We start from the raw sequence: 24,343 nt of genomic DNA, 5'->3' as shown, positions 1-24,343 counted from the left end.
TCCCTATCTTTACTTTGTCTCAGGCCGCCAGCTTTTCAGCCAGCTGGCGTTCCATGGGGCCGCATTTCTCGTTGGCCAGCGCGGTTTCGCGCAGCGAGCGCAGCGCTTCCGCGGCGTCGGGCCGGCCGGCCAGTTGTTCCGCCGCGGCGAGCAGCTGGCGGTACTTGCCGCCGCCGCGCACGTGCGTGTCGCTATAGCCCTTGACCAGGCGGCGGCAGTTGACGGTTTCGACGGCCAGCGCGTAGTCGCGCGGGGCCAGCCGGGCGATCAGGTCCAGCCATTGCGCGAGGCCGGCGGCCTCGGCCTGATGGCGCAGCGTGCTGCGGCGAAAGCGGCGCATGCCGGCCAGCGTGTACAGCATCAGGAAGCCGCCCAGCGTGCCGCTTTGCATGCGGCGGCCGTGGCCCAGGCGGCGTTCGACGAAGCCGCCGAAGGCCTTGGAGCCTTCCAGCCAGCGGCCCAGGCCTGCGGGCAGGGTGCCGCAGATTTCTTCCAGGCGCGGGTGCATGAATTCGGTGGTGTAGACCAGCTGGTCCGGGTGCGCGCCCACTTCCTGGCGCACGCGGTCGAAACGCGTGGCGCGGGTCTTCAGGTCGGCGACGCGGATCACGTCGTCGTAGGCCATGGCCGTGGCCACGTAGCGGGTTGCGGCACAGGTGAGGGCCCATTGGCGGGCCTCGCCGCCGTGAGCGGCGTCCAGGTCGCGGATGGCCTTCATGTGGCGCAGGTATTCGGCGGCGTAGGCCAGGTCCTGGAATTCGATCTGGCGGCGCACGCCCACGGCCAGCATGGGCTGGGCACAGGCGGGGAAGTCGCGCTTGATCGTGTCCAGCAGGGCTTGCGCCTTGGGGCTGGCGGCGCGCTCGGGCACGGCGGGCACCGGCCGGGCCAGATCGATGGGGGCGGGCTGCGCGGGCGCCTGGTCGGCGGCTTCGTAGCCCAACGCGAAGGCCCGCAGGCTGGCTTCCACGCCCAGTCCGGCGCGCCGCACCGTGGCTTCGAAGTCATCGCGCGAGAAGGGCAGGGCGCCGCTGCCGGCCACTGCGCCGAACAGGCTGGCGCTGATGACGCTGCCGGCACGGTCGGCCAGGTCCTGCAGGTCAAAGCAGAGGAAGCGCTTGGCCGCGGCGCGGCCCGCTTCCAGCACCTTGTTGGGATCGGCGATGCCGTTGCCGGGCGCGGATTTTTCGCTGACCGCGTAGCTGCGGTGCGAAGAGGTCAGCAGCACCGTGCGTTCCGGCGTGACCAGCCCGCGCTGGATGGCGCGGCCGCCTTCCATCAGTTCGGCGGCGACCACCAGGTCCACGTCGCCCGGGGTGGGCATCAGCGCCAGGGCGGGTTGCCGTCCGGCGCGCTGCACCTCGGATTCCGGCAGCAGTTCCAGGTAGTAGATGGTGGCGCCGGTGCGCTGGGCCACGCCCGGCACCGAGGTCGTCTGGGCCCACCAGCCGGCATGCTCGGCCATGTCGACGATCCAGTCGGCCAGCACGCCGCCGCCCTGGCCGCCCATGGCCAGGATGGCGATCTTGATCGGGTTGCCTTGCTGCATAGCGACCGGGTTCATGGAACAGGGATCCTTAGAGGGCGATGTGGGCCAGGCGCGCGGCGCGGCGGCGTTGCAGGAAGCCGATGACGGCGGTGCGCATGCGCGCCAGGAAACGGTCGCGGCCGGTCGGGTTGTGGACGATGTCGGCGCGGTAGAAAGACGGGCAGAGCACGGCGGCATGGGCGACTTCGCCGCAATTGCCGCAGCCCACGCAGCTGCTTTCCACGTGCGCCACCGGGTCTTCCTTCAAGGGGTCGCCGCTGTCCTTGACCGTCAGCGACGGGCAGCCCGACAGGCGGATGCAGGCGTGGTCGCCGGTGCAGACGTCCGGGTCCACGCCGAAGCGTTCCTTGACCACGCGCTTGCCTTCCTTGACCGCCTTGTTGAACAGCGGCTTGATGCGGCGCTGCTTGTTCAGCATGCATTCCGACTGCGCGATGATGACCTTGGGACCCTTGATGTCGGTGGTCAGCGCTTCCTCGATGGTGGCGCGCACCTTGGCGACGTCATAGGTGCGGTCCAGCGTGCGCACCCACTTCACGCCCACGCCGCGCACGGCCTGGTCGATGGGGTTGTTGGTGGAGCGGTCCGGATTCTCGGCGCGGGAGGACAGGATGTCCTGGCCGCCCGTGGCCGAGGCGTAGAAGTTGTCGACGATGACGATGACGCCGTCGTACTTGTTGAACACCGCGTTGCCGATGCCCGAGGACAAGCCGTTATGCCAGAAACCGCCGTCGCCCATGATGGAGATGGGGCGCTTGGCTGCCGGCACGTTGAAGGCCGCCGCGCTGGAGGCGCCCAGGCCGTAGCCCATGGTGGTGGCGCCCAGGTTGAAGGGCGGCAGGATGGAGAACAGGTGGCAGCCGATGTCGCAGGAAATATGGTGCTGGCCCAGCGTTTCCTGCGCCAGGGTCAGGGCCGAGAAGATCGGCCTTTCCGGACAGCCGGTACAGAAGCCGGCGGGCCGCGGGGGCACGACCGCCGCCAGGCCTTCGACGTGCTTATGGAAGGTGATGGGCTGCTCGGCCGGACGGGCGGGCTTGGGCCGTGCCAATTCGGTGACTTCAAGCTGGCGCTCGGCGGCCTGTGCGTCGGCCGCGGCGGCGGGGTGCGTCTGCAGCGATTCCGGGCGTTGCCGCTTGAGGAATTCGCGCAGGCCGTCGCGCATGACCTGGGTGGTGTATTCGCCCGCCATCGGCAGCACGTCCTTGCCGGACAGCTTGGTGTCGATGCCGGCGCGGCGCAGCACGGCGTGCAGGTTCTGTTCGATGTAGTCCGGCTGGCCTTCTTCCAGCAGCAGCACGGCGCGCTTGCCGCGGCAGAAGTCGATCACCTCGTCCTCGATGACGGGGTAGGTCACGTTCATGACGTACAGCGGAATGCGGCTGTTGCCGAAGTTGTCGGCCAGGCCCAGCAGTTGCAAGGCGCGGATCACGCCGTTGTAGAGGCCGCCTTGCAGGATCAGGCCGATATCGTCCTGGTCGCCGTCGAAGTGCTCGTTGAGCTTGTGTTCCTTGATGTAGCTGATGGCGGCGGGCCAGCGCTCCTTGATCTTTTCCTGCTCGTGCAGGAAGGAGGCAGGCGGCAGCACGATGCGGCTGGTGTCGCGCGCCGGGCTTTCCAGCGCCTGCGCCAGCGAGAAGGAGGGACGCTTGTTTTCCTTGGCGATGAAGCGGCCGTGCACGTGGCAGCCGCGGATGCGCAGTTGCAGCATCACGGGCGTCTTGCTGGCCTCGGACAGCTCGAAGCCGTCTTCCACCGCCTTGACCATGCTTTCCAGGTTGGGGCGCGGGTCCAGCAGCCAGATCTGCGACTTCATGGCGAACGCGTGCGAGCGTTCTTGCATGATGGAAGAACCTTCGCCGTAGTCCTCGCCCACGATGACGAGCGAACCGCCCGTGACGCCGCCGGAAGCCAGGTTGGCCAGCGCGTCGGACGCGACGTTGGTGCCCACCGTGGATTTCCAGGTGACCGCGCCGCGGATCGGGTACATGACCGAGGCGGCCAGCGTGGCCGCCGCCGTGGCCTCGGAGGCGCTGGCCTCGAAGTGCACGCCCAGTTCCTGGAGGATGTCGTTGGCGTCGGCCAGCACGTCCATCAAGTGCGAGATCGGCGAACCCTGGTAGCCCGCCACGTAGCCCACGCCGGACTGCAGCAAGGCCTTGGTGACCGCAAGTATGCCCTCTCCGCGGAACTCTTCGCCCGCGCCGATGCGCAACTGCTGGACTTCTTTTTTGAAAGACCTTTCAGCCATCTGGCACTCCTTCGCGGCCCGGCCTGCGGGTCCTCAATGGTTGCTGCTGCGCAGCATCGTCACGTCAGGAAAATCTCGTCTTAAAAATACTTTAGGAGTCAACGTTTTAGCTGTCAACAAAAAAGATGAAATTTCATGGAAAACAAAAAATATCACGCTAAAACAATGACGTATATACTCGTTGTTCTCTAGTGCGCAGCGCGATTCCGGCGCTGTGTTGGTGCAAAAATGGGTTGCGATTCCGGGTATACCCTGTGCTGCGCAACAGCATTGCGGCACATCATGGCGCGCGTTTGCGCCACCGTGGTGCAATGCGCATTTCGTCGGGCCGGCGCAGGCCCTGTATTCCGATGCGTGGGAGCAAAGCAACATGCGGTTAGGCAAGCAGCGGGACACGGACGCGGCGGCGCACAAGGCGCGCTTCGTCGATGGCTATCTGGCCTATCTGCTGGCGCAGGCCAGCCAGCGCATTTCGGCGGAATTCCATTTGCAGGTGAAGGCGGCCGGCCTGTCGGTGACCGAATGGCGGGTGCTGGCCAGCCTGGAGGGCAGTCCTGGCGAAACCATAGGCATGCTGGCGGTGCTGGCCATCACCAAGCAGCCCACCTTGAGCAAGGTGGTGCAGCGCATGGAGGCTGAAGGCCTGGTGGCGCGCACCGGCGTGCGGGCGGACCGGCGGCAGACGCGGGTCTGCATCACCACCAAGGGCACGAATCTGATCGCCTCGTTGTGCGAGCAGGCCTTGCAGCATCAAAAGGCCGTGCTCGCGCCATTTGGAGAGGAAAAGGCCGCGATGTTGATCGACATGCTGGAGGTGCTGATGACGGAACATGTGCCGCTGGAATTGTCGGCGCCGGACGACGACGAGTAGCCGGGGGCAGCGGCCGCCGCATGCCCAACACTGTTTACTTCAATTATTTTGTTACAAGCTTATGTGTCCCCAATTGGTTTCCTCTCTGTGAAAACCGCCTACGGTACGCATAAACCCTCAATTGACGGAGGTCTTGCGGCTAGGCAATATCGCGCCGGTATTCAGACTACAGTCAGGAGTTGAACCTATGCGCCGCACTTTGATTGCTATCGCGATCGCCGCCGCCGTTGCCGTGCCCACGATCGGGCAAGCCAAGACCTTCCGCTGGGCCGCCCAGGGCGACATCCTCACCTTCGATCCGCACTCGCAGAACGAAGGCATGACGATTGCCGCCAACAGCTACATCTACGAACCGCTGGTGGACTACGACAAGTCCTTCAAGGTGAATCCGCGCCTGGCCACGGAATGGGAGCAGGTTTCCTCCACGCTGTATCGCTTCAAGCTGCGCCCCGGCGTGAAGTTCCATGACGGCGCCGCCTTCACCGCCGACGACGTGGTGTTCTCGATCCACCGCGCCATGGCGCCCACCTCGAACTACAAGGCCTACACCACCGGCATCAAGGAAGCCCGCAAGATCGACGACCTGACGGTCGAGATCGAAACCTCGGCGCCCAATCCGGTGCTGCTGCGCCAGCTGACCAACGTGTTCATCATGAACAAGGCCTGGTCGGAAAAGAACAACGTCGCCAAGCCGCAGGACTACGTCAACAAGGAAGAGACCTACGGCGCGCGCAACACCAACGGCACCGGCCCCTACAAGCTGAAGTCGCGCGAAGTGGACGTGCGCACGGTGTTCGAGGAAAACAAGGACTGGTGGAACAAGGCCGGCAAGGTCGGCAACGTGACCGAAGTCGTGTTCACGCCGATCAAGCAGAACGCCACGCGCACCGCGGCGCTGCTGTCGGGCGAGATCGACTTCGTGCTGGATCCGGCGGCCCAGGACCTGGAGCGTCTGCGCCAGTCCGCCAAGGTCGTGGAAGGCAACGAGTACCGCACCATCTACCTGGGCCTGGACCAGAAGCGTCCGGAACTCCAGTACTCCAACATCAAGGGCAAGAACCCGTTCCAGGACATCCGCGTGCGCGAGGCGCTGTACCGCGCCATCGACGTGGACGCCATCAAGCGCGCGGTGATGCGCGGCCTGTCCGCGCCCACCGGCACGATGATCGCGCCGCAGGTGCACGGCTGGGCCCAGACGCTGCAAGCGCGCGTGCCCTATGATCCTGAAAAGTCCCGCGCCCTGCTGAAGGACGCCGGCTACGACGGCACGCTGAACTTCACGCTGGACTGCCCGAACAACCGCTACATCAACGACGAAGCCATCTGTCAGGCGGTCGTCGGCATGTGGGCCAAGGTCGGCGTCAAGGCCACCATGAACGCCATGCCGCGCTCCACCTATTTCCCCAAGGTGCAGTCGTTCGACACCAGCGCCTACCTGTTCGGCTGGGGCGTCCCCACCTTCGATGCCATGTACACGCTGCAGAACCTGATTCGCACCAAGGGTGAGGGCGCGGACGGCATGTACAACCTGGGCAACTACAGCAACAAGGAACTGGACGTCATCATCGACCGGATCAAGACGGAAACCGATCCGGCCAAGCGTGACGCCGACATCATCACCGTGCTGCAAGGGCACGCCAAGGACTTCGGCCACATCCCGCTGCACGACCAGGTCATTCCCTGGGCCATGCGCAAGAACGTCACGGTCATCCACCGTGCCGACAATCGCCTCGTTGCCGATTGGGTCAAGGTTGACTGATCCAGGCTAATCAAACGGCGGAGCCCGACGGTCTGTTCATACTGAGCAGGCCAGCGGGCTTCCGCCGTTTCGCCTTTTCCGCCTATGTTTGCTTTCATACTGCGTCGCCTGTTGCAGGCCGTAGCGGTGATGCTCACCGTCGCGCTACTGGCCTTTGTGCTTTTTCAATACGTCGGCGACCCTGTCACCATCATGCTGGGGCAGGACGCCACCGATGCCGAGCGCATCGAACTGCGTGAGCGCCTGGGGTTGAACGAGCCCGCCATCGTCCAATTCGGCCATTTCGTGGCCAACGCCTTGCAGGGCAATTTCGGCATCTCCCTGCGCCAGAGCGAACCCGTTTCCACCCTGCTGAAATCCCGCCTGCCGGCCACGCTGGAGCTATCCATGGTGGCCGCCTTGCTGGCCTTGCTGGTGGGCGTGCCGCTGGGCGTGTACACCGCGCTCAAGCGCAACAGCCTGGTGTCGCAGCTGCTGCTGGCCGGCTCGCTGCTGGGCGTGTCGCTGCCCACCTTCCTGATCGGCATCCTGCTGATCCTGGTGTTCTCCGTGCAATTGGGCTGGCTGCCCAGCTACGGGCGCGGCGACACCGTCAGCGTGGGCTGGTGGTCATCGGGGCTGTTTACCGCCACGGGCTGGAAGCATCTGATCCTGCCGTCCATCACCCTGTCGCTGTTCCAGATGACCCTGGTGCTGCGCCTGGTGCGCTCGGAGATGCTGGAGGTGCTGCGTTCGGACTACATCAAGTTCGCGCGCGCCCGGGGCCTGAAGCGCCGCGCCATCCACTTCGGCCATGCGCTGAAGAACACCATGGTGCCGGTCATCACCATCACCGGCCTGCAGCTGGGCGGCATCATCGCCTTCGCCATCGTCACGGAAACCGTGTTCCAGTGGCCGGGCATGGGCCTGCTGTTCATCCAGGCGGTGCAATTCGCCGACGTGCCGGTCATGGCGGCCTACCTGTGCCTGATCGCGCTGGTGTTCGTGGTGATCAACCTGATCGTCGATCTTTTGTATTTTGTCGTGGACCCGCGCCTGCGTTCCGGGCTGACCCGCGGCGGGGGGGCTCACTGATGCGCGCCGTACTCAAACGCTGGTGGGACAGCGACATCGCCTGGGCCTGGCGCCGGGCGCCCGTGGCCATCGTCGCCACCGTGCAGCTGGCGGCCTTGCTGATCGGCTCCTTCGGGGCCGGCTGGGTGGCGCCGCACAATCCGTTCGACCTGACCACGGTGGAATTGCTGGACGCCTTGCTGCCGCCCGCCTGGGAGGCCAACGGCCAGCCGACCTATCTGCTGGGCACCGACAGCCAGGGCCGCGACCTGTACTCGGCCATTCTGTACGGCACCCGCGTGTCGCTCTTGATCGGCCTGGCCTCGGTGCTGCTGTCGATGTTGATCGGCATCGTGCTGGGGCTGATCTCGGGCTACGCGGGCGGGCGTATCGATGCCTTCATCATGCGTATCGCCGACGTGCAGCTGTCGTTCCCCGCCATCCTGATCGCGCTGCTGATCGATGGCGTGGCGCGGGCGGCGGTGCCGCGCGAGCTGCACGAGCTGATTGCGTTCCCGGTGCTGATCGGCGCGATCGCGCTTGCCGGCTGGCCGCAGTACGCGCGCACCGTGCGCGGTTCCACCCTGGTGGAGAAGAACCGCGAATACGTGCAGGCGGCGCGCGTGATCGGCGTGGCTTCGCCCGTCATCATGTTCCGCCATGTGCTGCCCAATGTGCTGGGTCCGGTGCTGGTGCTGGCCACGGTGCACCTGGCCACGGCCATCATCACCGAAGCCACGCTGTCGTTCCTGGGCGTAGGGGTGCCGCCGACGGCGCCGTCGCTGGGCACGCTGATCCGCATCGGCAACGACTTCCTGTTTTCCGGCGAATGGTGGATCACCATCTTCCCGGGCGCGGCGTTGGTGCTGCTGGTGCTGTCGGTCAACCTTCTGGGCGACTGGCTGCGCGATGCGCTCAATCCCCGGCTGAATTGAGGTTTACATGAGCGCACTTCTAGAAGTCCGCAATCTGCGCGTGGAATTCCCCACGCGCCGCGGCACGCTGCGCGCCCTGGACGACGTGTCCTTTTCCATCCAGGCTGGCGAAGTCCTGGGCGTAGTGGGCGAATCCGGCGCCGGCAAGTCCTTGACCGGCGCATCCATCATCGGCCTGCTGGAGCCGCCGGGGCGCATCGCCGCGGGCGAGATCCTGCTGGCGGGCCGCCGCATCGACAACCTGCCCGACGAGCAGATGCGCCGCGTGCGCGGCCGCGAGATCGGGGCCGTGTTCCAGGACCCGCTGACCTCGCTGAACCCGCTGTACACGGTGGGCCGGCAACTGGCGGAAACCATCGTGACGCACCTGGACCTGAGTTGGTCCCAGGCGCGCGAACGCGCGGTGGAGCTGCTGGCATCAACCGGCATTCCGGCCGCGCGCGAGCGCATCGACCACTACCCGCACCAGTTTTCAGGCGGCATGCGCCAACGCGTGGTGATCGCGCTGGCCTTGGCGGCCGAGCCCAAGCTGGTGGTGGCGGACGAGCCCACGACCGCGCTGGACGTGTCCATCCAGGCGCAGATCATCGAGCTGCTCAAGCGCTTGTGCCGCGAAAACGGCACGGCTGTGATGCTGATCACGCACGACATGGGCGTGATCGCCGAAACCGCCGACCGCGTGGCGGTGATGTACGCGGGCCGGGTGGCCGAAATCGGTCCGGTGGCGGACGTGATCCACAAGCCGCGCCATCCCTATACCACGGGGCTGATGGGCTCGATTCCGTCGCTGGAGGGGCACTCCGAGCGGCTGGTGCAGATCGACGGCAGCATGCCGCGCCTGAACGCCATTCCGCCGGGCTGCGCCTTCAATCCGCGCTGCGGCCAGCGCCTGCCGCGTTGCGGCGTGGAGCGTCCGGAGCTGATGGCGGCCGGCACGTCCCGCGCGGCCTGTTGGCTGCACGACAACAACGATAAGGTGGCCGCATGACGACGCCCTTGGTGGAAGTAAAGGACGCCGCGCGCTGGTTCGATGTGTCGCCGCCGTGGCTGGAACGCAAGCTCGCGGGCAAGCCGCGCGTGATGCTGCGCGCCGTGGACGGGGTGTCGTTCGAGATCGCGCGCGGCGAAACGCTGGCGCTGGTCGGCGAATCGGGCTGCGGCAAGTCGACCGTGGCGCGCATGCTGGTGGGCCTGTATGGCCTGACCCGCGGCGACATCCGCTTCGACGGCCAGCCGCTGTCGCGCATGTCCGAGCCGGGCGGCCGCGCCCTGCGCAAGCGCCTGCAGATGATCTTCCAGGATCCTTATGCCAGCCTCAATCCGCGTTGGCGCGTGGGCCGCATCATCGCCGAGCCCATGTTGACCCACACCGCCATGACGCCCGACGAGCGCAACGCGCGCGTGGGCGAACTGCTCAAGCAGGTGGGTCTGGACCCGGCCGACCAGGGCCGCTATCCGCACCAGTTTTCAGGCGGCCAGCGCCAGCGCATTTCGATCGCTCGGGCACTGGCGGTGAATCCTGAATTCCTGGTGTGCGATGAACCGACCTCGGCGCTGGACGTGTCGGTGCAGGCGCAGGTGCTGAACCTGATGAAGGACTTGCAGCGCAACCTGGGGCTGACCTATCTGTTCATTTCCCACAACCTGGCGGTGGTGCATCACGTGGCCGACCGGGTGGGAGTGATGTACCTGGGCCGCATGGTGGAAGTGGCGCCGCGCGACGAGCTGTTCGCGCGGCCGCGCCATCCGTACACGCGCATGCTGCTGGAAGCCATTCCCGACATCAACGGCGCGGGCAAGCCGCGCACCGCGGTGGCGGGCGAGGTGCCCAACCCACTCAATCCGCCCTCGGGCTGCACCTTCCATCCGCGCTGCCCGCACGCGAACGAGCGCTGCAAGGCAGAGGCGCCGGTGGCGATGGCCGCGGGAGTGTCGGTGGTGGCTTGCCACGCGGTACAGGAAGGGCGGATCTCCGTCTGATCCGCGGACGGCGCGGTTGCGTGGCCATGCCGGCCGCAACCTGCCGTCCGGCGCCGCCTCAGTGGCGGTGGTTGTGGTCGTGAGGATGGTCGTGGCCGTGATCGCCCTCGTCATCCTCATCGTCCTCGTCCTCGTCTTCTTCGTCCTCGTCGTCTTCCGCGTCCGGATCTGCCGGCACGGGCTCTTCCGTCAGGGCGAACGGCAGCACGTCTTCCAGATTGTCGGACCAAGCCGATTCTTCGCCGTCGTGGTCCAGCTTGATGAAGCGCTCGCCTTCGTTCAGCGAGATCTCGATGGCCCAGAGATAGAGGCAGTCGTAGGTGTCGTCGTCGGACTGGGGCAGGCCGCCGCGGTTGCCCAGCAGGCGGGAACCGGGACCGCCCAGCTGGACGTGGGTCTGTTCCTCGTCGGGCTTGGCGTTTTCATCGATGGGCACGCCATAGGTCACCCATTCGGTGCCGTCATCGCCCAGCACCACTTCGGCCAGCACGGGTTTGCCCAGATAGGCGCTCAAGGCGTCGGCGGTCTTGGCCAGCATGTCCAGTTCGGAGGTGCTGAAATGGGTCAAGGAAGCGGGGGGAGTGGCGGAGGCAGACATGAAAGGAGTTCCTGGGCGCGATGAAGCCGCGACGGCACGGCAAGATTCGGGCCTGCTGACAGGCCCTGGCTACAGCCGTATTGTCTCGCGATCGGCCGCGCCTTGCATCGGACGCTTGGATGACGCGGTTTTCCGGGGTCATGGCGCGGGCGCGCCGCCCTGGCTGCGCCTGCGCGCGTTGTCGGGCGATTGGCCCGTAAGCCGCTGGAACATGGCAATGAAGGCCGAGGGCGTGCTGTAGCCCAGCTCACGCGCCACGGACTGGACCGGCTGGCCCGCGTCCAGCATGCCCAACGCGCTGACCACGCGCAGCCGCAGGCGCCATTCATTGAACGACATGCCCAGGTGCTGCTGGCAGTGGCGCAGCAGCGTGCGCTCGGTGATGTTTGCGGTAGCGGCCCAGTGCGCGGCGCCGCGCTTGTCGCCGGGGCTGTGCTGCAGCGCTGACAGGACCGGCGCCAGCACCGGGTCCGAGGTGGAGGGTAGATAGCTGGCATAGGCGCGCGCCTGGCGGGTCTGGTCGATGACGATCTGCGCCATGCGCCGGTCTTCCGGTGTATCCGGATAGCTGATGCCGCGCCGTTCGAAGTCGCCCAGGATCGCGCGCATGACCGGGCTGATCTCGAGCGTGCACGGTTCCGTGGGCAGGCCGGCGCAGGCCGCGGCGGGGATGTCGATGCAGGCGTAGTGCACCTCGCCCTCGTTCTGGCAGCAATGCTCGACATGCGGAGGTATCCAGATGGCGTACTGCGGCGGCGACAGATAGGTGACGCCGCGTATGCCGATTTCCATGATGCCGGAGATCGCGAAGTTCAGTTCCGCCCAGGGCGAGCTGTGGCGCTTCATGCGGGAATTCGGCGTGAAGTGCAGGATGCGGCAGGCCAGCGGATAGGGCAGGTGGCTGGCCAGCGCGGGCGCGGGATCGATGGCGGACATGTCGGAACTTCGTCTGATTTTGTCTGTTTTTCATTATATACATCAGGTCAGACAGATCCTACACTGGGCCAGTCTCGTCCATCCCCGCGCATTGCCCCTCATGACCCGTGCTTCCTCTCCCCATGTTCCCGCCCGCTATCTGCTGTACCCGCTGCTGGCGGCCCTGATCTGGTCGGTCAACATGATCGTCACCAAGATGGCGGCCAGCGCCATCGCGCCGGCTGCCATCGGCTTCTACCGCTGGGCCCTGGCGGGCGTGGTGCTGACGCCGTTCGTGCTGCCTGGCGTCTGGGCGCAGCGCCGCCAGATCCTGCCCAACCTGCCCAAGCTGGCGGTGCTGGGCGGGTTGGGCATGGCGCTGTATCAGGGGCTGGCCTATGTGGCGGCCGCCAGCACCACGGCGACCAATATGGGCATCATCACTGCGATGATTCCGCTGATGACCATTGCGGTGGTGGCGCTGCTGCTGCGCGAGCTGCCCTCGGCCATGGCCATGCTGGGCGGCCTGCTGTCGTTGGCGGGCCTGGCTCTGCTGATCGGCGAAGGCGATCCGGCCCGGCTGCTGGAAGTGGGCGCCAACCGCGGCGACCTGCTGATGGGCGTGGGCGCGCTGGCCTACGCGCTGTACGGGGTGCTGCTGCGCCGCTGGGCCTTGCCGATCGGGCCGTGGCAGTCGCTGTATGTGCAGGTGGCTTTCGGCGTGCTGTTCCAGCTGCCGGCTTTCCTGATGGCGCCGCCTTCGCCGCTCAACGGCGACAACCTGCCGCTGGTGTTGTACGCGGCGGTGTTTCCCTCGCTGTTCGCGCCGTTCCTGTGGATGCAGGGCGTGAAGCACCTGGGACCCAACCGCGCCAGCATTTTCCTGAACATCATGCCGGTGGCCACGGTGGCGATCGCAGCCGTGTTCCTGGGCGAAAAGCCCCACCTGTTCCATATCGTCGGCGGGGCGATGGCGCTGGCCGGCGTCATGCTGGCGCAGACCCGCGTCGGCGGCCGGGCGGCGCGGCCCAAGGCCGCCTGAAGGGGGCGGGTCCGCAGCGCAGGGCGGCCATTTGGCGGCGGACATACGCGGGTCAGGGTTCCGGCCTACAATCGACGATTCATCAGCTATATCTCCCATACGAGCCCATGGCCCAATACGTCTACACCATGAACCGCGTCGGCAAGATCGTGCCGCCCAAGCGGCAGATCCTGCGCGACATTTCGCTTTCGTTTTTTCCTGGCGCCAAGATCGGCGTGCTGGGCCTGAACGGCTCGGGCAAGTCGACGCTGCTGAAGATCATGGCCGGCGTCGATCGCGAAATTGAAGGCGAAGCCATCCCCATGCCGGGCCTGAACATCGGCTACCTGCCGCAGGAACCGCAGCTCAACCCCGAGCACACGGTGCGCCAGTCGGTGGAAGAGGGCCTGGGCGCCGTCGTCACGGCCAAGAAGCGCCTGGACGAGGTCTATGCCGCCTACGCCGAGCCGGACGCCGATTTCGACGCGCTGGCCGCTGAGCAGGCCGAGCTCGAAGCCATCATCTCCGCCGCCGCCTCCAGCGGCGCCGACGACATCGAGCACCAGATGGAAATCGCCGCCGACGCGCTGCGCCTGCCGCCCTGGGATGCCATCGTCGGCAAGCTGTCCGGCGGCGAAAAGCGCCGTGTCGCGCTGTGCCGTCTGCTGCTGTCCAAACCCGACATGCTGCTGCTGGACGAGCCCACCAACCACCTGGACGCCGAAAGCGTGGAATGGCTGGAGCAGTTCCTGCACAAGTTCCCCGGCACCGTGGTGGGCGTGACCCACGACCGCTACTTCCTGGACAACGCGGCCGAATGGATCCTGGAACTGGACCGCGGCTACGGCATTCCCTGGAAGGGCAACTACAGCTCGTGGCTGGAGCAGAAGGAAGACCGCCTGAAGCAGGAAGAGTCGTCTGAATCGGCCCGCCAGAAGACCATCAAGAAGGAACTGGAGTGGGTGCGCCAGAACCCGAAGGGCCGCCAGGCCAAGGCCAAGGCGCGCCTGGCCCGCTTCGAGGAACTGTCGTCCTACGAATACCAGAAGCGCAACGAAACCCAGGAAATCTTCATTCCCGTGGGCGAGCGCCTGGGCAACGAGGTCATCGAATTCAACAACGTCAGCAAGGCCTATGGCGACCGCCTGCTGATCGATAACCTCAGCTTCAAGGTGCCGCCTGGCGCCATCGTCGGCATCATCGGCGCCAACGGCGCCGGTAAGTCGACGCTGTTCCGCATGATCGCCGGCCGCGAGCAGCCCGATTCGGGCGAGGTCAACATCGGCCAAACCGTCAACCTGGCCTACGTGGACCAGTCGCGCGATGCGCTGGAAGACAAGAAGACCGTGTTCGACGCGGTGGCCGATGGCGCCGACCTGCTCACCGTGGGCAAGTTCGAAATGTCCTCGCGCGCCTACCTGGGCCGCTTCAACTTCAAGGGCGGCGACCAGAACAAGGTCGTGGGTCAGCTGTCAGGCGGTGAACGCGGCCGCCTGCACATGGCCAAGACGCTGATCGCCGGCGGCAACGTGCTGCTGCTGGACGAACCGTCCAACGACCTCGACGTCGAAACCCTGCGCGCGCTGGAAGACGCGCTGCTGGAGTTCCCCGGCAGCGTCATGGTCATCAGCCACGACCGCTGGTTCCTGGACCGCATCGCCACGCACATCCTGGCCTTCGAAGGCGATTCGCAAGTCGTGTTCTTCGACGGCAACTACCAAGAGTATGAAGCCGACAAGAAGCGCCGTCTGGGCGAAGAGGGCGCCAAGCCCAAGCGCCTGCGCTACAAGGCCCTGAAGTAATCGGCGGCTAGAAGGAATCCCGGCCTCGCGCCGGGATTTTTTTTGCCAGCGTTATGCTAGAGACTTCTTCCAGGAGTTCCACGCCATGCTGCTGTCCGCCACCGATTCCACCCTGCTGATCGTCGACATGCAGGGCCGCCTGATGCCCGTCATCCACGACGGCGAGGCCGTGCTCCACGCCGCGCACAAGCTGGCGCAGGCCGCGCGTTTGCTGGATGTGCCGGTGGCCGCCACCGAGCATCACGCCAAGATGCTGGGGGCCACCGTGGAGCCGTTGCGCGAGCAGGTCCAGACGACATTCCAGAAAATGCACTTCTCTTCGGCGCTGGAGCCGGGCTTCGAGGCCTGGCTGCCGGCCGCGCGCAAGACCATCCTGGTGGCGGGCTGCGAGGCGCATATCTGCGTGCTGCAGACCGTGATCGGCCTGATCGATCTGGGTTACCACGCGGTGCTGGTGTCGGACGCCGCGGGCTCGCGCAAGCCTTCCGATCATCACGCGGCGCTGCGCCGCGCGCGTGCGCATGGCGCTGAAATCGTCACGTCCGAGATGGCGATATTCGAGTGGATGCGCACTTGCGAGCACCCGCGCTTCCGCGACGTGTTACGTCTGGTCAAATAGCGGCTGCGTGCTGCAACAATGTCCCTGGGGCGCGCAAAGATTAACTCGCCCTTTGACACAATTCATGGGCAAACTTCACAGCCAGGGCAAGAATATTTTGCGATCCTGAAGGTTCCAGACCCTTATGGGCGCCGCGCGCTCGCATTCAGTTTCATGCGCGGATCCCGGGTACGAGAATAGGAACCACAAACATGAAAATCGCATCTCTCTCCAAAATCTGTGTCGCGCTGACGATGACCGCCGCCATGGCTGGCTGCTCTTCCTGGGACGGCATGAGCCATCGCCAGAAGAGCGCCGTCGGCGGCGCGGCCTTGGGCGGCGTGGCAGGCGCCGTGATCACCAACGGCGGCATCCTCGGAACGGTGGGCGGAGCGGCGATCGGCGGCGTCATCGGCGATCAGGTCGGCAAGCGTTAAGCGCTCGCCGCCCCAAAGCAAATGCCCGGCAATGCCGGGCATTTTTTTGGCTGTGATGCGCGCCAGGGGGCGGCGCGCAGCCGCATCAGGTCTCGTTCTGCGGCATTTCGATCTTGACCTCCAGGACCTCCAGCGTGTCCTGGCGTTCCAGGTGCACCTTGATGTCCTCGGGGTTGATCTTCACGTATTTTGAGATGACGGCGATAAGCTCCTGCTGCAGCTGCGGCAGGTAGTCGGGCGAGTCGCCGCGGCCCCGCTCGTGGGCCAGGATGATCTGCAACCGTTCCTTGGCGACGGATGCGGAGGTCTTCTTTTGACCAAGCAGAAACGACAGGAAGGACATTGCTTACTTGCCTCCGAACAGGCGTTTCAGGAAACCGGGCTTTTCGTAGTCGGTAAAGCGCAGGGCCTTGTCTTCGCCAAGGTAACGGGCCACGACGTCCTTGTAGGCTTCGGAAACGTCGGTGTCTCTGAGGTGGATGGCTGGCAGGCCCTGGTTCGATGCTTGCAGCACCGCTTCGGATTCGGGGACCACGCCGATCAGCTTGATGCGCAGGATGTCCTCGATGTCGCCCAGCGACAGCATTTCGCCGTCGACCACGCGCTTGGGGCTGTAGCGCGTCAGCAGCAGGTATTCCTTGACCGGTTCGTCGCCTTCCACGGCGCGCTTGGACTTGGCGGCCAGGATGCCCAGGATGCGGTCTGAGTCGCGCACCGACGAGACTTCCGGATTGGTCACGACCAGCGCGTCGTCGGCGAAGTAGGCGGCCATCAGCGCGCCCGTTTCGATGCCGGCGGGCGAGTCGCAGACGATGTAGTCAAAGCCCATGCCCTTGAGGTCGTTGATGACCTTTTCCACGCCTTCCTGCGTCAGCGCGTCTTTGTCGCGCGTCTGCGAGGCGGGCAGGATGAACAGGTTTTCGAGCTGCTTGTCCTTGATGAGAGCCTGATTGAGCGTGGCTTCGCCCTGGATCACGTTGACGAAGTCGTACACGACGCGACGTTCGCAGCCCATGATCAGGTCGAGGTTGCGCAGGCCGACATCGAAGTCGATGACAGCGGTCTTGTGGCCCCGCATCGCGAGTCCTGCAGAAAAACTGGCGCTGGTCGTGGTTTTGCCCACGCCGCCTTTGCCGGAAGTCACCACAACAATGCGTGTCATGACGATCAAACCCTTATGTTCGAATAAATCGCGTTATCGTAAAGCAAAAAGCCCTTGTAAGGCTTCTTACAGGATGTGTTGAAATTTGCGCGGGTGTCTGCGCGTGTCCAGCGGCGGCCGCGGGCGGCCTTGTGCCAGATCTCAAGCCTTGAGGGCTTCGATGCGCAGCGTCTCGCCGTCCAGGCGCACCAGCGCGGGCTGGTTGTGCAGGGTGCGGTCCAGCTTGTCCTCGACCACGCGGTACACGCCGGCCACGGCCAGCAGTTCAGCGTCCAGGTGGGTCGTGAAAATGCGCGCCGAGGTGTCGCCGCGAGCGCCGGCCATGGCCTTGCCGCGCAACGGGCCGTAGACGTGGATGTTGCCGTCGGCGATGACTTCCGCGCCCTGGCTCACCATGCCGATCACCACCAGGTCCGTGTGGCGCGCATAGACGCGCTGGCCGGAACGCAGCGGCTTGGTGATGACCAGCGCCGACGACGAGTGCGGCGCAGCGGGCGTGGGACTGGCGGCGGAGGTCGTGTTGCTTGCCGCGCGCGCGGGCAGCGGTTCGGCGGCGGTTTTGTCGGCGGGCGCTTCCGGCTCGGTGGACACTTCGGTGGGCGCGGACGCGGTTTCGACCGCGGCGGCGGGCACGGAAGGCACCGGGGTGGATACGTCGTTGGGCGGCGCGGTGTCGATCACCGGGGCGGGCCGGGCCGCGGGCGTGGACAGTTCCACCGGGGCCAGGCCCACCGCGCGCGCGGCTTCCAGGTTGGCGCCTTCGGCCACCACCCCGATGGGGGGCAGGTTGTGGCCGCGCAATGCCGCTACCAGGGCGGTCCAATCGATTTTCTCTTCGACGCGGCTGGCGTCGACGACCACGGGTTCGTTTTCGAAGAAGCTGCCGGCATCGGCCATGCGCTTGGCCAGGGCGGCGTTCAGGCGTTCGGGGTCGGCGCTGTGCAGGACCACCCGGATGGCATAGAGGGTGGCGCTTTTGAAGTCCAGGGCTAGGGATTCAGTGTTCATCTTGATTGTGGCTGGCGGTCCCGGCGCCGGGAAACGGCGCGCTCGACCGGCTGCGGGGTTCGGGGGATGATAACCCGCCCAGGGGCGGCATGCGCAGGGGGCTGAGCCAAAGAAAAAGGCGCCGAAAGGCGCCTTTTTCCGGCAATGCGGACGCGGATCGCGTCAGCCTTGCGCCCAGGAATCGCGCAGGGTCACGATGCGGTTGAGCACCGGCGCTTCGGCGCTGGATTCCTTCAGGTCGGCCGTGAAGTAGCCCAGGCGCTCGAACTGCCAGGTGGCGCCCGGCGTGGCGACGGTGCCCGGTTCCAGCCAGGCCGTGACGGTCAGCTTGGAATTGGGGTTCAGGCAGGCCAGGAAGTCCTTGTCGCCGCCATCCGGACGCGCGTCGGCGAACAGGCGGTCGTACAGGTGGATCTGGGCGGGCACCGCGTGGGCCGCGCTGACCCAGGTGATGTTGCCCTTGACCTTGACGCTGTCGGCGCCCGGCGTGCCGCTGCGGGTCTCTGGCAGGTATTCAGCCTGGACTTCGATGACCTCGCCGGCCTCGTTCTTGGTGAAGCCGGTGCAGCGCACCACGTAGCCGTACTTCAGGCGCACGGTATTGCCCGGGAACAGGCGGAAGTACTTCTTGGGCGCTTCTTCGCGGAAGTCGTCGCGTTCGATCCAGAGTTCGCGCGACAGCGGGAATTCGCGCACGCCCGCTTCGGGATCGTGCGGGTTGCGCGGCGCGGTGCAGATCTCGGTCTGGCCTTCCGGGTAGTTGGTGATGACCAGCTTGAGCGGATCCAGCACGGCCACCGAGCGCGCGGCGATCGGGTCCAGGTCGTCGCGCACGGCCTGCTCGAGCAGGCTGTAATCGATGCGGGAATCCGACTTGGACACGGCGGTGCGGTCGCAGAACAGGCGGATCGAGGAGGGCGTGTAGCCACGCCGGCGCAGGCCGAAGAGGGTCGGCATGCGGGGATCGTCCCAGCCGTCCACGTGGCCTTCGCGCACCAGCTGCAGCAGCTTGCGCTTGCTGGTGACGACGTAGCTCACGTTCAGGCGCGCGAATTCGTATTGGTGCGGCAGCGGCTGCGCCAGCTTGCCGAGTTCGGCCAGGCGCGCCAGGATCCAGTCGTAGAACGGGCGCTGGTCTTCGAATTCCAGCGTGCAGACGCTGTGAGTGATGCCTTCCAGCGCGTCTTCGACCGGATGCGCCCAGCTGTACATCGGGTAGATGCACCACTGGTCGCCGGTGCGGTGGTGGTGGGCGTGGCGCACGCGGTACATGACCGGGTCGCGCAGGTTGATGTTGGGCGAAGCCATGTTGATCTTCGCGCGCAGCACCAGGCTGCCGTCCGGATGCTTGCCGTCGCGCATTTCGCGCAGCAGCGTCAGCGACTCGGCGGCCGGGCGGTTGCGCCAGGGCGAGTCGTTGCCGGGTTCGGTCAGCGTGCCGCGGTTGGCGCGGATCTCTTCGGGGCTTTGCTCGTCCACGTAGGCGTGGCCGGCCTCGACCAGCGCCTCGGCGAACTCGTACATGTAGCCGAAGTAGTCGCTGGCGAAGTACAGGTTGTCATTGCCGTCGGCCTTCCAGTCGAAGCCCAGCCAGTGCACGGCCTCGATGATGGCGTCGACGTATTCCTGGTCTTCCTTTTCCGGATTGGTGTCGTCAAAGCGCAGGTGGCAGACGCCGCCGAAGTCGCGGGCCAGCCCGAAGTTCACGCAGATGCTCTTGGCGTGGCCGAGGTGCAGGTAGCCGTTGGGTTCCGGCGGAAAGCGCGTGCGGATGCGGGCCGGATCCAGTCCGCCTTGTTGTTGCAAGGCCGCCGGGCCAGGCTTGCCCGCCCAACGCTTGCCTGCGAAGCGCTGGGCTTCGAGGTCGTCTTGAACGATGTTGAGCAGGAAATTGGATGCGGCAGGGGTCGGCGTCGTGGCGGAGGTCATTCTTGAAAGAATAGGAAAAAGCAGCGACAAAGAGTCAATTTTGCCACGTTCCGCAGGCGAGGCCTTTTCGCTGCTGGTGCAACCGGTTTCAAACTGTCCCCACGGTCATGTAACTGGCTCTACACTACGGGCCATCATGGACATATCCACGTTATCCCTGGCCCGCGCGCAGTTCGTGGCCAGCCTGAGCTTCCTGGCGTTTTTCCTGGCCTTCTCCCTGGCGCTCGCCTGGGTGCTGCTGTTCTTCAAGATCAGGGCGCGCTGGTCCGGCCAGGGCGGCTGGACGGCCGCCTACCGCTTCTGGGTGCGGATATTCGCGCTGGCCTTCGTGCTGACCCTGGCGGCCAGCGTGCCGGTGCTGATCCAGTTGGGCAGCCTGTGGGCGGGCCTCATGGACAAGATCGGCAACGTGGCCGGCCCCTTGCTGGGCTACGGCATCCTCTCGGTCTTCATCCTCAAGTCCTGTTTCCTGGGCGTCATGCTGTTTGGCCAGCGCCGGGTATCGGATGGCGCCCATACGCTGGCCGTGCTGATGGTGGCGGTGGGGCAGCTGGTGGCGGTGTTCTGGGTGCTGGCCCTGCAATCCTGGATGCAGACGCCGGACGGCGCGCTGCTGGTCGACGGCCGCTACCAGGTCTATGACTGGATGGCCGTGGTGCTGAATCCGTCGGTGGGCTGGCGCATGGCGGTGGTGATGGTGGGCGCGGCCCTGGCCGCCGCCTTCCTGATGATGGGCGTGACCGCGCTGCAGGCCTTGCGGCGCCCGCTGGGCGACGGCGAACGCAATGCGTTCAAGACCGCGCTGGTGGTCGCCGTGGTGGCGGCCTTCATGCAGTTGCCGGTCGCGACCGGCGCCGGGCAGATGATCGCCAAGCTGCAGCCCGCCAAGGCCGCCGCCGCCGCGGGCTACTGGGAAAGCGGCGCGCAGCCGCAGCTGGTGCTGTTCGCCTGGCCCGATGCGCGCTCCCATGCCAATGTGGCCGACCTGACCCTGCGCAACATGGGCGGGATGTGGCTGCATCGCAACCAGGACGGCACCTACCGCGGCCTGGACAAGTATTCGGGCATGCTGCCGCCGGTGGCGTTGACCTTCTGGTCGCTGCGGGTGGCGGCCGGGCTGGGCCTGCTGATGCTGGCCGTGGCCTGCGTGACCTTTCTGTGGACGTTCCGGCGCGGACTGGATCCGTCCACGCTGCCGCATTGGTGGCAGCGGGTCCTGTGCGGCATGATGTTCTCCGGCGCCATCGCCGTCGTGGCCGGATGGTGGGTCTCCATCCTGGGCCTGCAGCCGTTCGCGGTGAACGGCACCATCACGCAATCCGAGGTGCTGGGCATCGTCGCTTCCAGCACCGTGCTGTACGGGCTGATCGGCTATGGCGTGCTGTACCTGCTGCTGCTCGCGGCGTTCGTCGGCATGCTGTTCCACGCGGCCCGCTATGGCGTCGTGCCTGTGCGCAAACTGGGCGGAGGGTCGCCATGATCGCCATGCTGGCCGCCTCCCAAGGCCTCAATCCCGACGATCCCTCTTTCTGGATGCCGCTGGCCTTCATGGCCCTGCTGTTCGTGGTGATCGCCGCGGGCATGGTGCTGGACGGCTTCGACCTGGGCGTGGGCATCCTGCTGCAACTGGCGCCGGAACACGAGCGCGGCCGCATGATGAGCCTGCTGAGCCCGTGGCGCGACGCCAATGAATTCTGGCTGCTGCTGGGCATGGGCCTGTTCGCGGCGGCGTTCCCGTTCGCCTGGGGCGCGGTGCTGGGCAAGCTCTATGGGCCGCTCACCTGCATGGTGCTGGGCGTGGTGCTGCGCAGCGTGTCGTTCGAATTCCGCATCCGCGCGCGCAACGAGATGAAGCCGCGCTGGATCTTCGGCTTCTGGGCGGGGTCGCTGATCGCCGCCTTCGGCCAGGGCATGCTGCTGGGCCGCATCGCGACCGGCTACCAGTCCGATGCCGGCTACGGCTGGTTCTCCATGTTCGTGGGCCTGTGCGCGGTGGCCGCCTATGTGCTGCTGGGCGCGTCCTGGCTGGTGATGCGGGTGGACGGCGATCTGCAGCGCCGCGCCGCCAACTGGGCGCGCCACGCCATCCGCTGGACGGCGGTGGGCATGGTGGCGATCGCGGTCACGCTGGGCCTGGCGAATGCGGGCATCTTCTACAAGTGGAGCAACATCGCCCACCTGAGTCTGGCCGCCACGGTCTGGGTGATGATGCTGGCCGGCTTCGTGGCCGCGGAAATGGTGCTGGCGCGGCTGCCCGGGAAGGCTGACCGCTTCAGCTGGCTGCCGTTCGTGCTGTGCGTGGCCCTGTTCCTGCTGATGCTCAGCGGCCTGGCCTACAGCCTGTTCCCCTACCTGATCCTGGACGACATGACGCTGTGGGACGGCGCGGGCGCGCTGGGCTCGATGCGCCTGGTGCTGGCCGGGGCGGTGGTGGGCATACCGGTGGTGCTGGTGTTCAACATCCTGGCCTACCGCTCGGTGTTCGGCAAGGAGCGCGCCCCGGTGCCGCTGTTGCCGCCGCCGAGCTGATGCGGCGGCGACGCCCGGCCGTGGCTGCCCCGAAGGGCAGGCATTACAAGACCGGCCTGGCCACGCGCTGCAGGATTTCCTCGCCGTAGGCTTCCAGCTTGCGCGCGCCCACGCCGCTGATGTGGCTCAGATCGTCCATCGATTCGGGCTGGGCCAGCGCGATCTCGCGCAGCGTGGCGTCGTGGAAGATGACGTAAGCCGGCACGCCGTGGCTCTTGGCCACTTCGCCGCGCCAGGCGCGCAAGGCCTCGAATACGGGTTGCAGTTCGGCCGGCAGGTCGATGGCCGCTGCCTTGGGGCGGCCGCTGGCGCTTTTGCCCGAGCGCGGTTTCTTTTCGGATTCCCGGCGCAGCATCAGCTGCCGTTCGCCCTTGAGCACGGCCCGGCTGCCCTCGGTCAGGGCCAGGGTGCCGTAGCCTTCGTGGTCTACCGTCAGCAAGCCTTGCGCCAGCAATTGGCGCAGCACGCCGCGCCAGGCGGTGTCGCTCAGGTCCGCGCCCACGCCGAACACGCTCAGCGTTTCGTGGCCATGCTGCGTGGTGCGGTCGGTGACCTTGCCACGCAGGATGTCGATGATGTGGCCGGCGCCGTAGCGCTGGCCGCGTTCCTTCCAGAGCCGATAGACGGCGGACAGCACTTTCTGCGCCGCGACCGTGCCGTCCCAGGCTTGCGGCGGTTCCAGGCAGACGTCGCAGTTGCCGCAGGCCGTGATCTGCTGGCCGAAGTAGGCCAGGAGGCGCACGCGCCGGCATTCCACCGTTTCGCACAGCCCCAGCATGGCATCGAGCTGCTGGCCCAGGCGCCTGCGGTAGGATTCGTCGCCAGGCGATTCGTCGATCATGCGGCGCTGCTGCACCACGTCTTGCAGGCCGTAGGCCAGCCAGGCCGTGGCGGGCAGGCCGTCGCGGCCGGCGCGGCCGGTTTCCTGGTAGTAGCCTTCCACGGATTTGGGCAGGTCGATGTGCGCGACGAAGCGCACGTCGGGCTTGTCGATGCCCATGCCGAAGGCGATGGTGGCCACCATGACCACGCCGTCCTCGCGCAGGAAGCGCGCCTGGTTGGCGGCGCGCACCTGCGGACTGAGGCCCGCGTGATAGGGCATGGCGTCGATGCCCTGGTTGCACAGGAACTCCGCGGTCTCTTCCACGCGGGCCCGCGACAGGCCATAGACCACGCCCGATTCGCCTTCGTGATCGGTTTGGATCATTTCCAGCAACTGCTTGCGCACCTCGTTCTTTTCGATGATGCGATAGCGGATGTTGGGGCGGTCGAAGCTGGAAACGTAGTGGCGCGCGTCGTCCAGCGACAGGCGCTGGGCGATTTCGCGGCGCGTGTCGGCGGTGGCCGTCGCCGTGAGCGCGATGCGCGGCACGTCCGGCCAACGCTCGTGCAGCATCGACAGGCCCAGGTATTCCGGCCGGAAATCGTGGCCCCATTGCGACACGCAGTGGGCCTCGTCGATGGCGAACAGCGCGATGCGGCCGCGCTCCAGCAATTGCAGGCAGCGGTCGGTCAGCAGGCGTTCGGGCGCCACGTACAGCAGGTCCAGTTCGCCGGCCAGGAAGGCCTGTTCGACGTCGCGGGCGACGCGCCATTCCTGCGTGGAGTTCAGGAAGGCCGCGCGCACGCCCAGTTCGGTCAGGGCGTCGACCTGGTCCTGCATCAGCGCGATCAGCGGCGACACGACGATCCCGGTGCCTTCGCGGACCAGCGACGGGATTTGGTAACAGAGCGACTTGCCGCCGCCCGTGGGCATGAGGACCAGCGCGTCGCCGCCGTCGATCACCTGTTCGACAATGGCTTGCTGGTCGCCGCGGAAGGATTCGTAACCGAAAACGCGCTGCAACACGCCGAGGGCGCGCGCGTCAGACATGGGGGTAGGCCGGAAGCATCATGGCGGGGATTTTAAGCCGCAATTCCGCCTGACCCTTTCCAGAGGGAGATTT

At 66.2% G+C, this 24,343-nt stretch carries 22 protein-coding genes; 13 read left to right on the top strand and 9 right to left on the bottom strand.

The window, feature by feature from the left end; genetic code table 11:
* Positions 1-19: 19 nt before the first annotated feature.
* A complete protein-coding gene (locus tag FOC84_RS07570) occupies positions 20-1,564 on the bottom strand; it encodes an indolepyruvate oxidoreductase subunit beta family protein (protein ID WP_173143881.1) in 1,545 nt (514 codons plus the stop codon).
* Positions 1,565-1,577: 13 nt separating this feature from the next.
* Positions 1,578-3,800, bottom strand: coding sequence for an indolepyruvate ferredoxin oxidoreductase subunit alpha (locus tag FOC84_RS07565; RefSeq protein ID WP_173143880.1), 2,223 nt, complete (start codon positions 3,798-3,800; stop codon positions 1,578-1,580).
* Between FOC84_RS07565 and FOC84_RS07560 the strand changes: the two genes are divergently transcribed.
* From FOC84_RS07560 to FOC84_RS07530, 7 genes are all read left to right on the top strand, one after another.
* On the top strand, positions 3,781-3,969 hold the full coding sequence (locus FOC84_RS07560) for a hypothetical protein (protein WP_126389659.1): 189 nt from the start codon (positions 3,781-3,783) through the stop codon (positions 3,967-3,969). The genes FOC84_RS07565 and FOC84_RS07560 overlap by 20 nt on opposite strands.
* Positions 3,970-4,170: 201 nt before the next feature.
* Positions 4,171-4,671: a MarR family winged helix-turn-helix transcriptional regulator gene (locus tag FOC84_RS07555; RefSeq protein ID WP_173143879.1), complete on the top strand. Its 501-nt coding sequence runs from the start codon at positions 4,171-4,173 to the stop codon at positions 4,669-4,671.
* Positions 4,672-4,858: 187 nt separating this feature from the next.
* On the top strand, positions 4,859-6,430 hold the full coding sequence (locus FOC84_RS07550) for an ABC transporter substrate-binding protein (protein ID WP_173143878.1): 1,572 nt from the start codon (positions 4,859-4,861) through the stop codon (positions 6,428-6,430).
* A gap of 84 nt (positions 6,431-6,514) precedes the next feature.
* Entirely contained in the window at positions 6,515-7,504 is a 990-nt protein-coding gene (locus tag FOC84_RS07545; RefSeq protein WP_013391701.1) for an ABC transporter permease, read from the top strand.
* Complete coding sequence (locus FOC84_RS07540; protein ID WP_173143877.1) at positions 7,504-8,418, top strand: ABC transporter permease; 915 nt, start codon at positions 7,504-7,506, stop codon at positions 8,416-8,418. The genes FOC84_RS07545 and FOC84_RS07540 overlap by 1 nt, the downstream gene beginning before the upstream one ends.
* A 7-nt stretch (positions 8,419-8,425) precedes the next feature.
* On the top strand, positions 8,426-9,406 hold the full coding sequence (locus FOC84_RS07535; protein ID WP_059371606.1) for an ABC transporter ATP-binding protein: 981 nt from the start codon (positions 8,426-8,428) through the stop codon (positions 9,404-9,406).
* Positions 9,403-10,398, top strand: coding sequence for an ABC transporter ATP-binding protein (locus tag FOC84_RS07530; protein ID WP_173143876.1), 996 nt, complete (start codon positions 9,403-9,405; stop codon positions 10,396-10,398). The genes FOC84_RS07535 and FOC84_RS07530 overlap by 4 nt, the downstream gene beginning before the upstream one ends.
* 58 nt (positions 10,399-10,456) lie before the next feature.
* Here the strand turns inward: FOC84_RS07530 and FOC84_RS07525 are convergent, their stop codons facing one another.
* Positions 10,457-10,996, bottom strand: coding sequence for a hypothetical protein (locus FOC84_RS07525; RefSeq protein ID WP_173143875.1), 540 nt, complete (start codon positions 10,994-10,996; stop codon positions 10,457-10,459).
* A gap of 138 nt (positions 10,997-11,134) precedes the next feature.
* Positions 11,135-11,932 carry an AraC family transcriptional regulator gene (locus FOC84_RS07520; protein WP_173143874.1) on the bottom strand — a complete coding sequence of 266 codons (798 nt, stop codon included), beginning with the start codon at positions 11,930-11,932 and terminating at the stop codon, positions 11,135-11,137.
* A 100-nt stretch (positions 11,933-12,032) separates the two neighbouring features.
* Between FOC84_RS07520 and FOC84_RS07515 the strand changes: the two genes are divergently transcribed.
* From FOC84_RS07515 to FOC84_RS07500, 4 genes are all read left to right on the top strand, one after another.
* A complete protein-coding gene (locus FOC84_RS07515; RefSeq protein WP_173143873.1) occupies positions 12,033-12,953 on the top strand; it encodes a DMT family transporter in 921 nt (306 codons plus the stop codon).
* A 107-nt stretch (positions 12,954-13,060) separates the two neighbouring features.
* Entirely contained in the window at positions 13,061-14,734 is a 1,674-nt protein-coding gene (ettA, locus tag FOC84_RS07510; protein ID WP_173143872.1) for an energy-dependent translational throttle protein EttA, read from the top strand.
* Between the two features lie 85 nt (positions 14,735-14,819).
* Positions 14,820-15,353 (top strand): isochorismatase family protein, encoded by a 534-nt coding sequence (locus FOC84_RS07505; protein WP_173143871.1) that lies wholly within the window; start codon positions 14,820-14,822, stop codon positions 15,351-15,353.
* A gap of 191 nt (positions 15,354-15,544) precedes the next feature.
* The gene (locus FOC84_RS07500; RefSeq protein WP_173143870.1) at positions 15,545-15,769 is read left to right on the top strand and encodes a glycine zipper 2TM domain-containing protein; all 225 of its coding nucleotides are present in this window, start codon (positions 15,545-15,547) and stop codon (positions 15,767-15,769) included.
* An 85-nt stretch (positions 15,770-15,854) separates the two neighbouring features.
* Here the strand turns inward: FOC84_RS07500 and minE are convergent, their stop codons facing one another.
* The 4 genes from minE to FOC84_RS07480 form a co-directional block, all read right to left on the bottom strand.
* Positions 15,855-16,112, bottom strand: a complete 258-nt coding sequence (gene minE / locus FOC84_RS07495; protein WP_006217654.1) for a cell division topological specificity factor MinE — start codon at positions 16,110-16,112, stop codon at positions 15,855-15,857.
* Between the two features lie 3 nt (positions 16,113-16,115).
* Complete coding sequence (gene minD, locus FOC84_RS07490; protein ID WP_173143869.1) at positions 16,116-16,931, bottom strand: septum site-determining protein MinD; 816 nt, start codon at positions 16,929-16,931, stop codon at positions 16,116-16,118.
* Positions 16,932-17,072: 141 nt separating this feature from the next.
* A complete protein-coding gene (gene minC, locus FOC84_RS07485) occupies positions 17,073-17,939 on the bottom strand; it encodes a septum site-determining protein MinC (RefSeq protein ID WP_173143868.1) in 867 nt (288 codons plus the stop codon).
* Between the two features lie 162 nt (positions 17,940-18,101).
* On the bottom strand, positions 18,102-19,868 hold the full coding sequence (locus FOC84_RS07480) for a glutamine--tRNA ligase/YqeY domain fusion protein (protein WP_173143867.1): 1,767 nt from the start codon (positions 19,866-19,868) through the stop codon (positions 18,102-18,104).
* 136 nt (positions 19,869-20,004) lie between these two features.
* On the opposite strand from FOC84_RS07480, the gene FOC84_RS07475 reads away from it, so the two are divergent.
* Both FOC84_RS07475 and FOC84_RS07470 read left to right on the top strand, forming a co-directional pair.
* On the top strand, positions 20,005-21,348 hold the full coding sequence (locus FOC84_RS07475; protein ID WP_173143866.1) for a cytochrome ubiquinol oxidase subunit I: 1,344 nt from the start codon (positions 20,005-20,007) through the stop codon (positions 21,346-21,348).
* A complete protein-coding gene (locus tag FOC84_RS07470; protein ID WP_173143865.1) occupies positions 21,345-22,397 on the top strand; it encodes a cytochrome d ubiquinol oxidase subunit II in 1,053 nt (350 codons plus the stop codon). Before FOC84_RS07475 ends, FOC84_RS07470 begins: the two co-directional genes overlap by 4 nt.
* A gap of 43 nt (positions 22,398-22,440) precedes the next feature.
* On the opposite strand, the gene recQ is transcribed toward FOC84_RS07470, so the two are convergent.
* The gene (gene recQ, locus FOC84_RS07465; RefSeq protein ID WP_173143864.1) at positions 22,441-24,270 is read right to left on the bottom strand and encodes a DNA helicase RecQ; all 1,830 of its coding nucleotides are present in this window, start codon (positions 24,268-24,270) and stop codon (positions 22,441-22,443) included.
* Between the last annotated feature and the right edge of the window lie 73 nt (positions 24,271-24,343).

Source organism: Achromobacter pestifer, assembly GCF_013267355.1.
In the GTDB taxonomy this organism is placed as follows: Bacteria; Pseudomonadota; Gammaproteobacteria; order Burkholderiales; family Burkholderiaceae_B; genus Achromobacter; species Achromobacter pestifer_A.
The sequence above is the reverse complement of the archived record's forward strand: the minus strand, read 5'-3'. Positions and strand labels throughout refer to the sequence as shown.

What these genes read in the sequence shown, in the direction of transcription:
- FOC84_RS07570 (WP_173143881.1), bottom strand. Translation starts at nt 1,564, where the DNA reads ATGAACCCGGTCGCTATGCAGCAAGGCAACCCGATCAAGATCGCCATC.
- FOC84_RS07565 (WP_173143880.1), bottom strand. Translation starts at nt 3,800, where the DNA reads ATGGCTGAAAGGTCTTTCAAAAAAGAAGTCCAGCAGTTGCGCATCGGC.
- FOC84_RS07555 (WP_173143879.1), top strand. Translation starts at nt 4,171, where the DNA reads ATGCGGTTAGGCAAGCAGCGGGACACGGACGCGGCGGCGCACAAGGCG.
- FOC84_RS07550 (WP_173143878.1), top strand. Translation starts at nt 4,859, where the DNA reads ATGCGCCGCACTTTGATTGCTATCGCGATCGCCGCCGCCGTTGCCGTG.
- FOC84_RS07545 (WP_013391701.1), top strand. Translation starts at nt 6,515, where the DNA reads ATGTTTGCTTTCATACTGCGTCGCCTGTTGCAGGCCGTAGCGGTGATG.
- FOC84_RS07540 (WP_173143877.1), top strand. Translation starts at nt 7,504, where the DNA reads ATGCGCGCCGTACTCAAACGCTGGTGGGACAGCGACATCGCCTGGGCC.
- FOC84_RS07535 (WP_059371606.1), top strand. Translation starts at nt 8,426, where the DNA reads ATGAGCGCACTTCTAGAAGTCCGCAATCTGCGCGTGGAATTCCCCACG.
- FOC84_RS07530 (WP_173143876.1), top strand. Translation starts at nt 9,403, where the DNA reads ATGACGACGCCCTTGGTGGAAGTAAAGGACGCCGCGCGCTGGTTCGAT.
- FOC84_RS07525 (WP_173143875.1), bottom strand. Translation starts at nt 10,996, where the DNA reads ATGTCTGCCTCCGCCACTCCCCCCGCTTCCTTGACCCATTTCAGCACC.
- FOC84_RS07520 (WP_173143874.1), bottom strand. Translation starts at nt 11,932, where the DNA reads ATGTCCGCCATCGATCCCGCGCCCGCGCTGGCCAGCCACCTGCCCTAT.
- FOC84_RS07515 (WP_173143873.1), top strand. Translation starts at nt 12,033, where the DNA reads ATGACCCGTGCTTCCTCTCCCCATGTTCCCGCCCGCTATCTGCTGTAC.
- ettA (WP_173143872.1), top strand. Translation starts at nt 13,061, where the DNA reads ATGGCCCAATACGTCTACACCATGAACCGCGTCGGCAAGATCGTGCCG.
- FOC84_RS07505 (WP_173143871.1), top strand. Translation starts at nt 14,820, where the DNA reads ATGCTGCTGTCCGCCACCGATTCCACCCTGCTGATCGTCGACATGCAG.
- FOC84_RS07500 (WP_173143870.1), top strand. Translation starts at nt 15,545, where the DNA reads ATGAAAATCGCATCTCTCTCCAAAATCTGTGTCGCGCTGACGATGACC.
- minE (WP_006217654.1), bottom strand. Translation starts at nt 16,112, where the DNA reads ATGTCCTTCCTGTCGTTTCTGCTTGGTCAAAAGAAGACCTCCGCATCC.
- minD (WP_173143869.1), bottom strand. Translation starts at nt 16,931, where the DNA reads ATGACACGCATTGTTGTGGTGACTTCCGGCAAAGGCGGCGTGGGCAAA.
- minC (WP_173143868.1), bottom strand. Translation starts at nt 17,939, where the DNA reads ATGAACACTGAATCCCTAGCCCTGGACTTCAAAAGCGCCACCCTCTAT.
- FOC84_RS07480 (WP_173143867.1), bottom strand. Translation starts at nt 19,868, where the DNA reads ATGACCTCCGCCACGACGCCGACCCCTGCCGCATCCAATTTCCTGCTC.
- FOC84_RS07475 (WP_173143866.1), top strand. Translation starts at nt 20,005, where the DNA reads ATGGACATATCCACGTTATCCCTGGCCCGCGCGCAGTTCGTGGCCAGC.
- FOC84_RS07470 (WP_173143865.1), top strand. Translation starts at nt 21,345, where the DNA reads ATGATCGCCATGCTGGCCGCCTCCCAAGGCCTCAATCCCGACGATCCC.
- recQ (WP_173143864.1), bottom strand. Translation starts at nt 24,270, where the DNA reads ATGTCTGACGCGCGCGCCCTCGGCGTGTTGCAGCGCGTTTTCGGTTAC.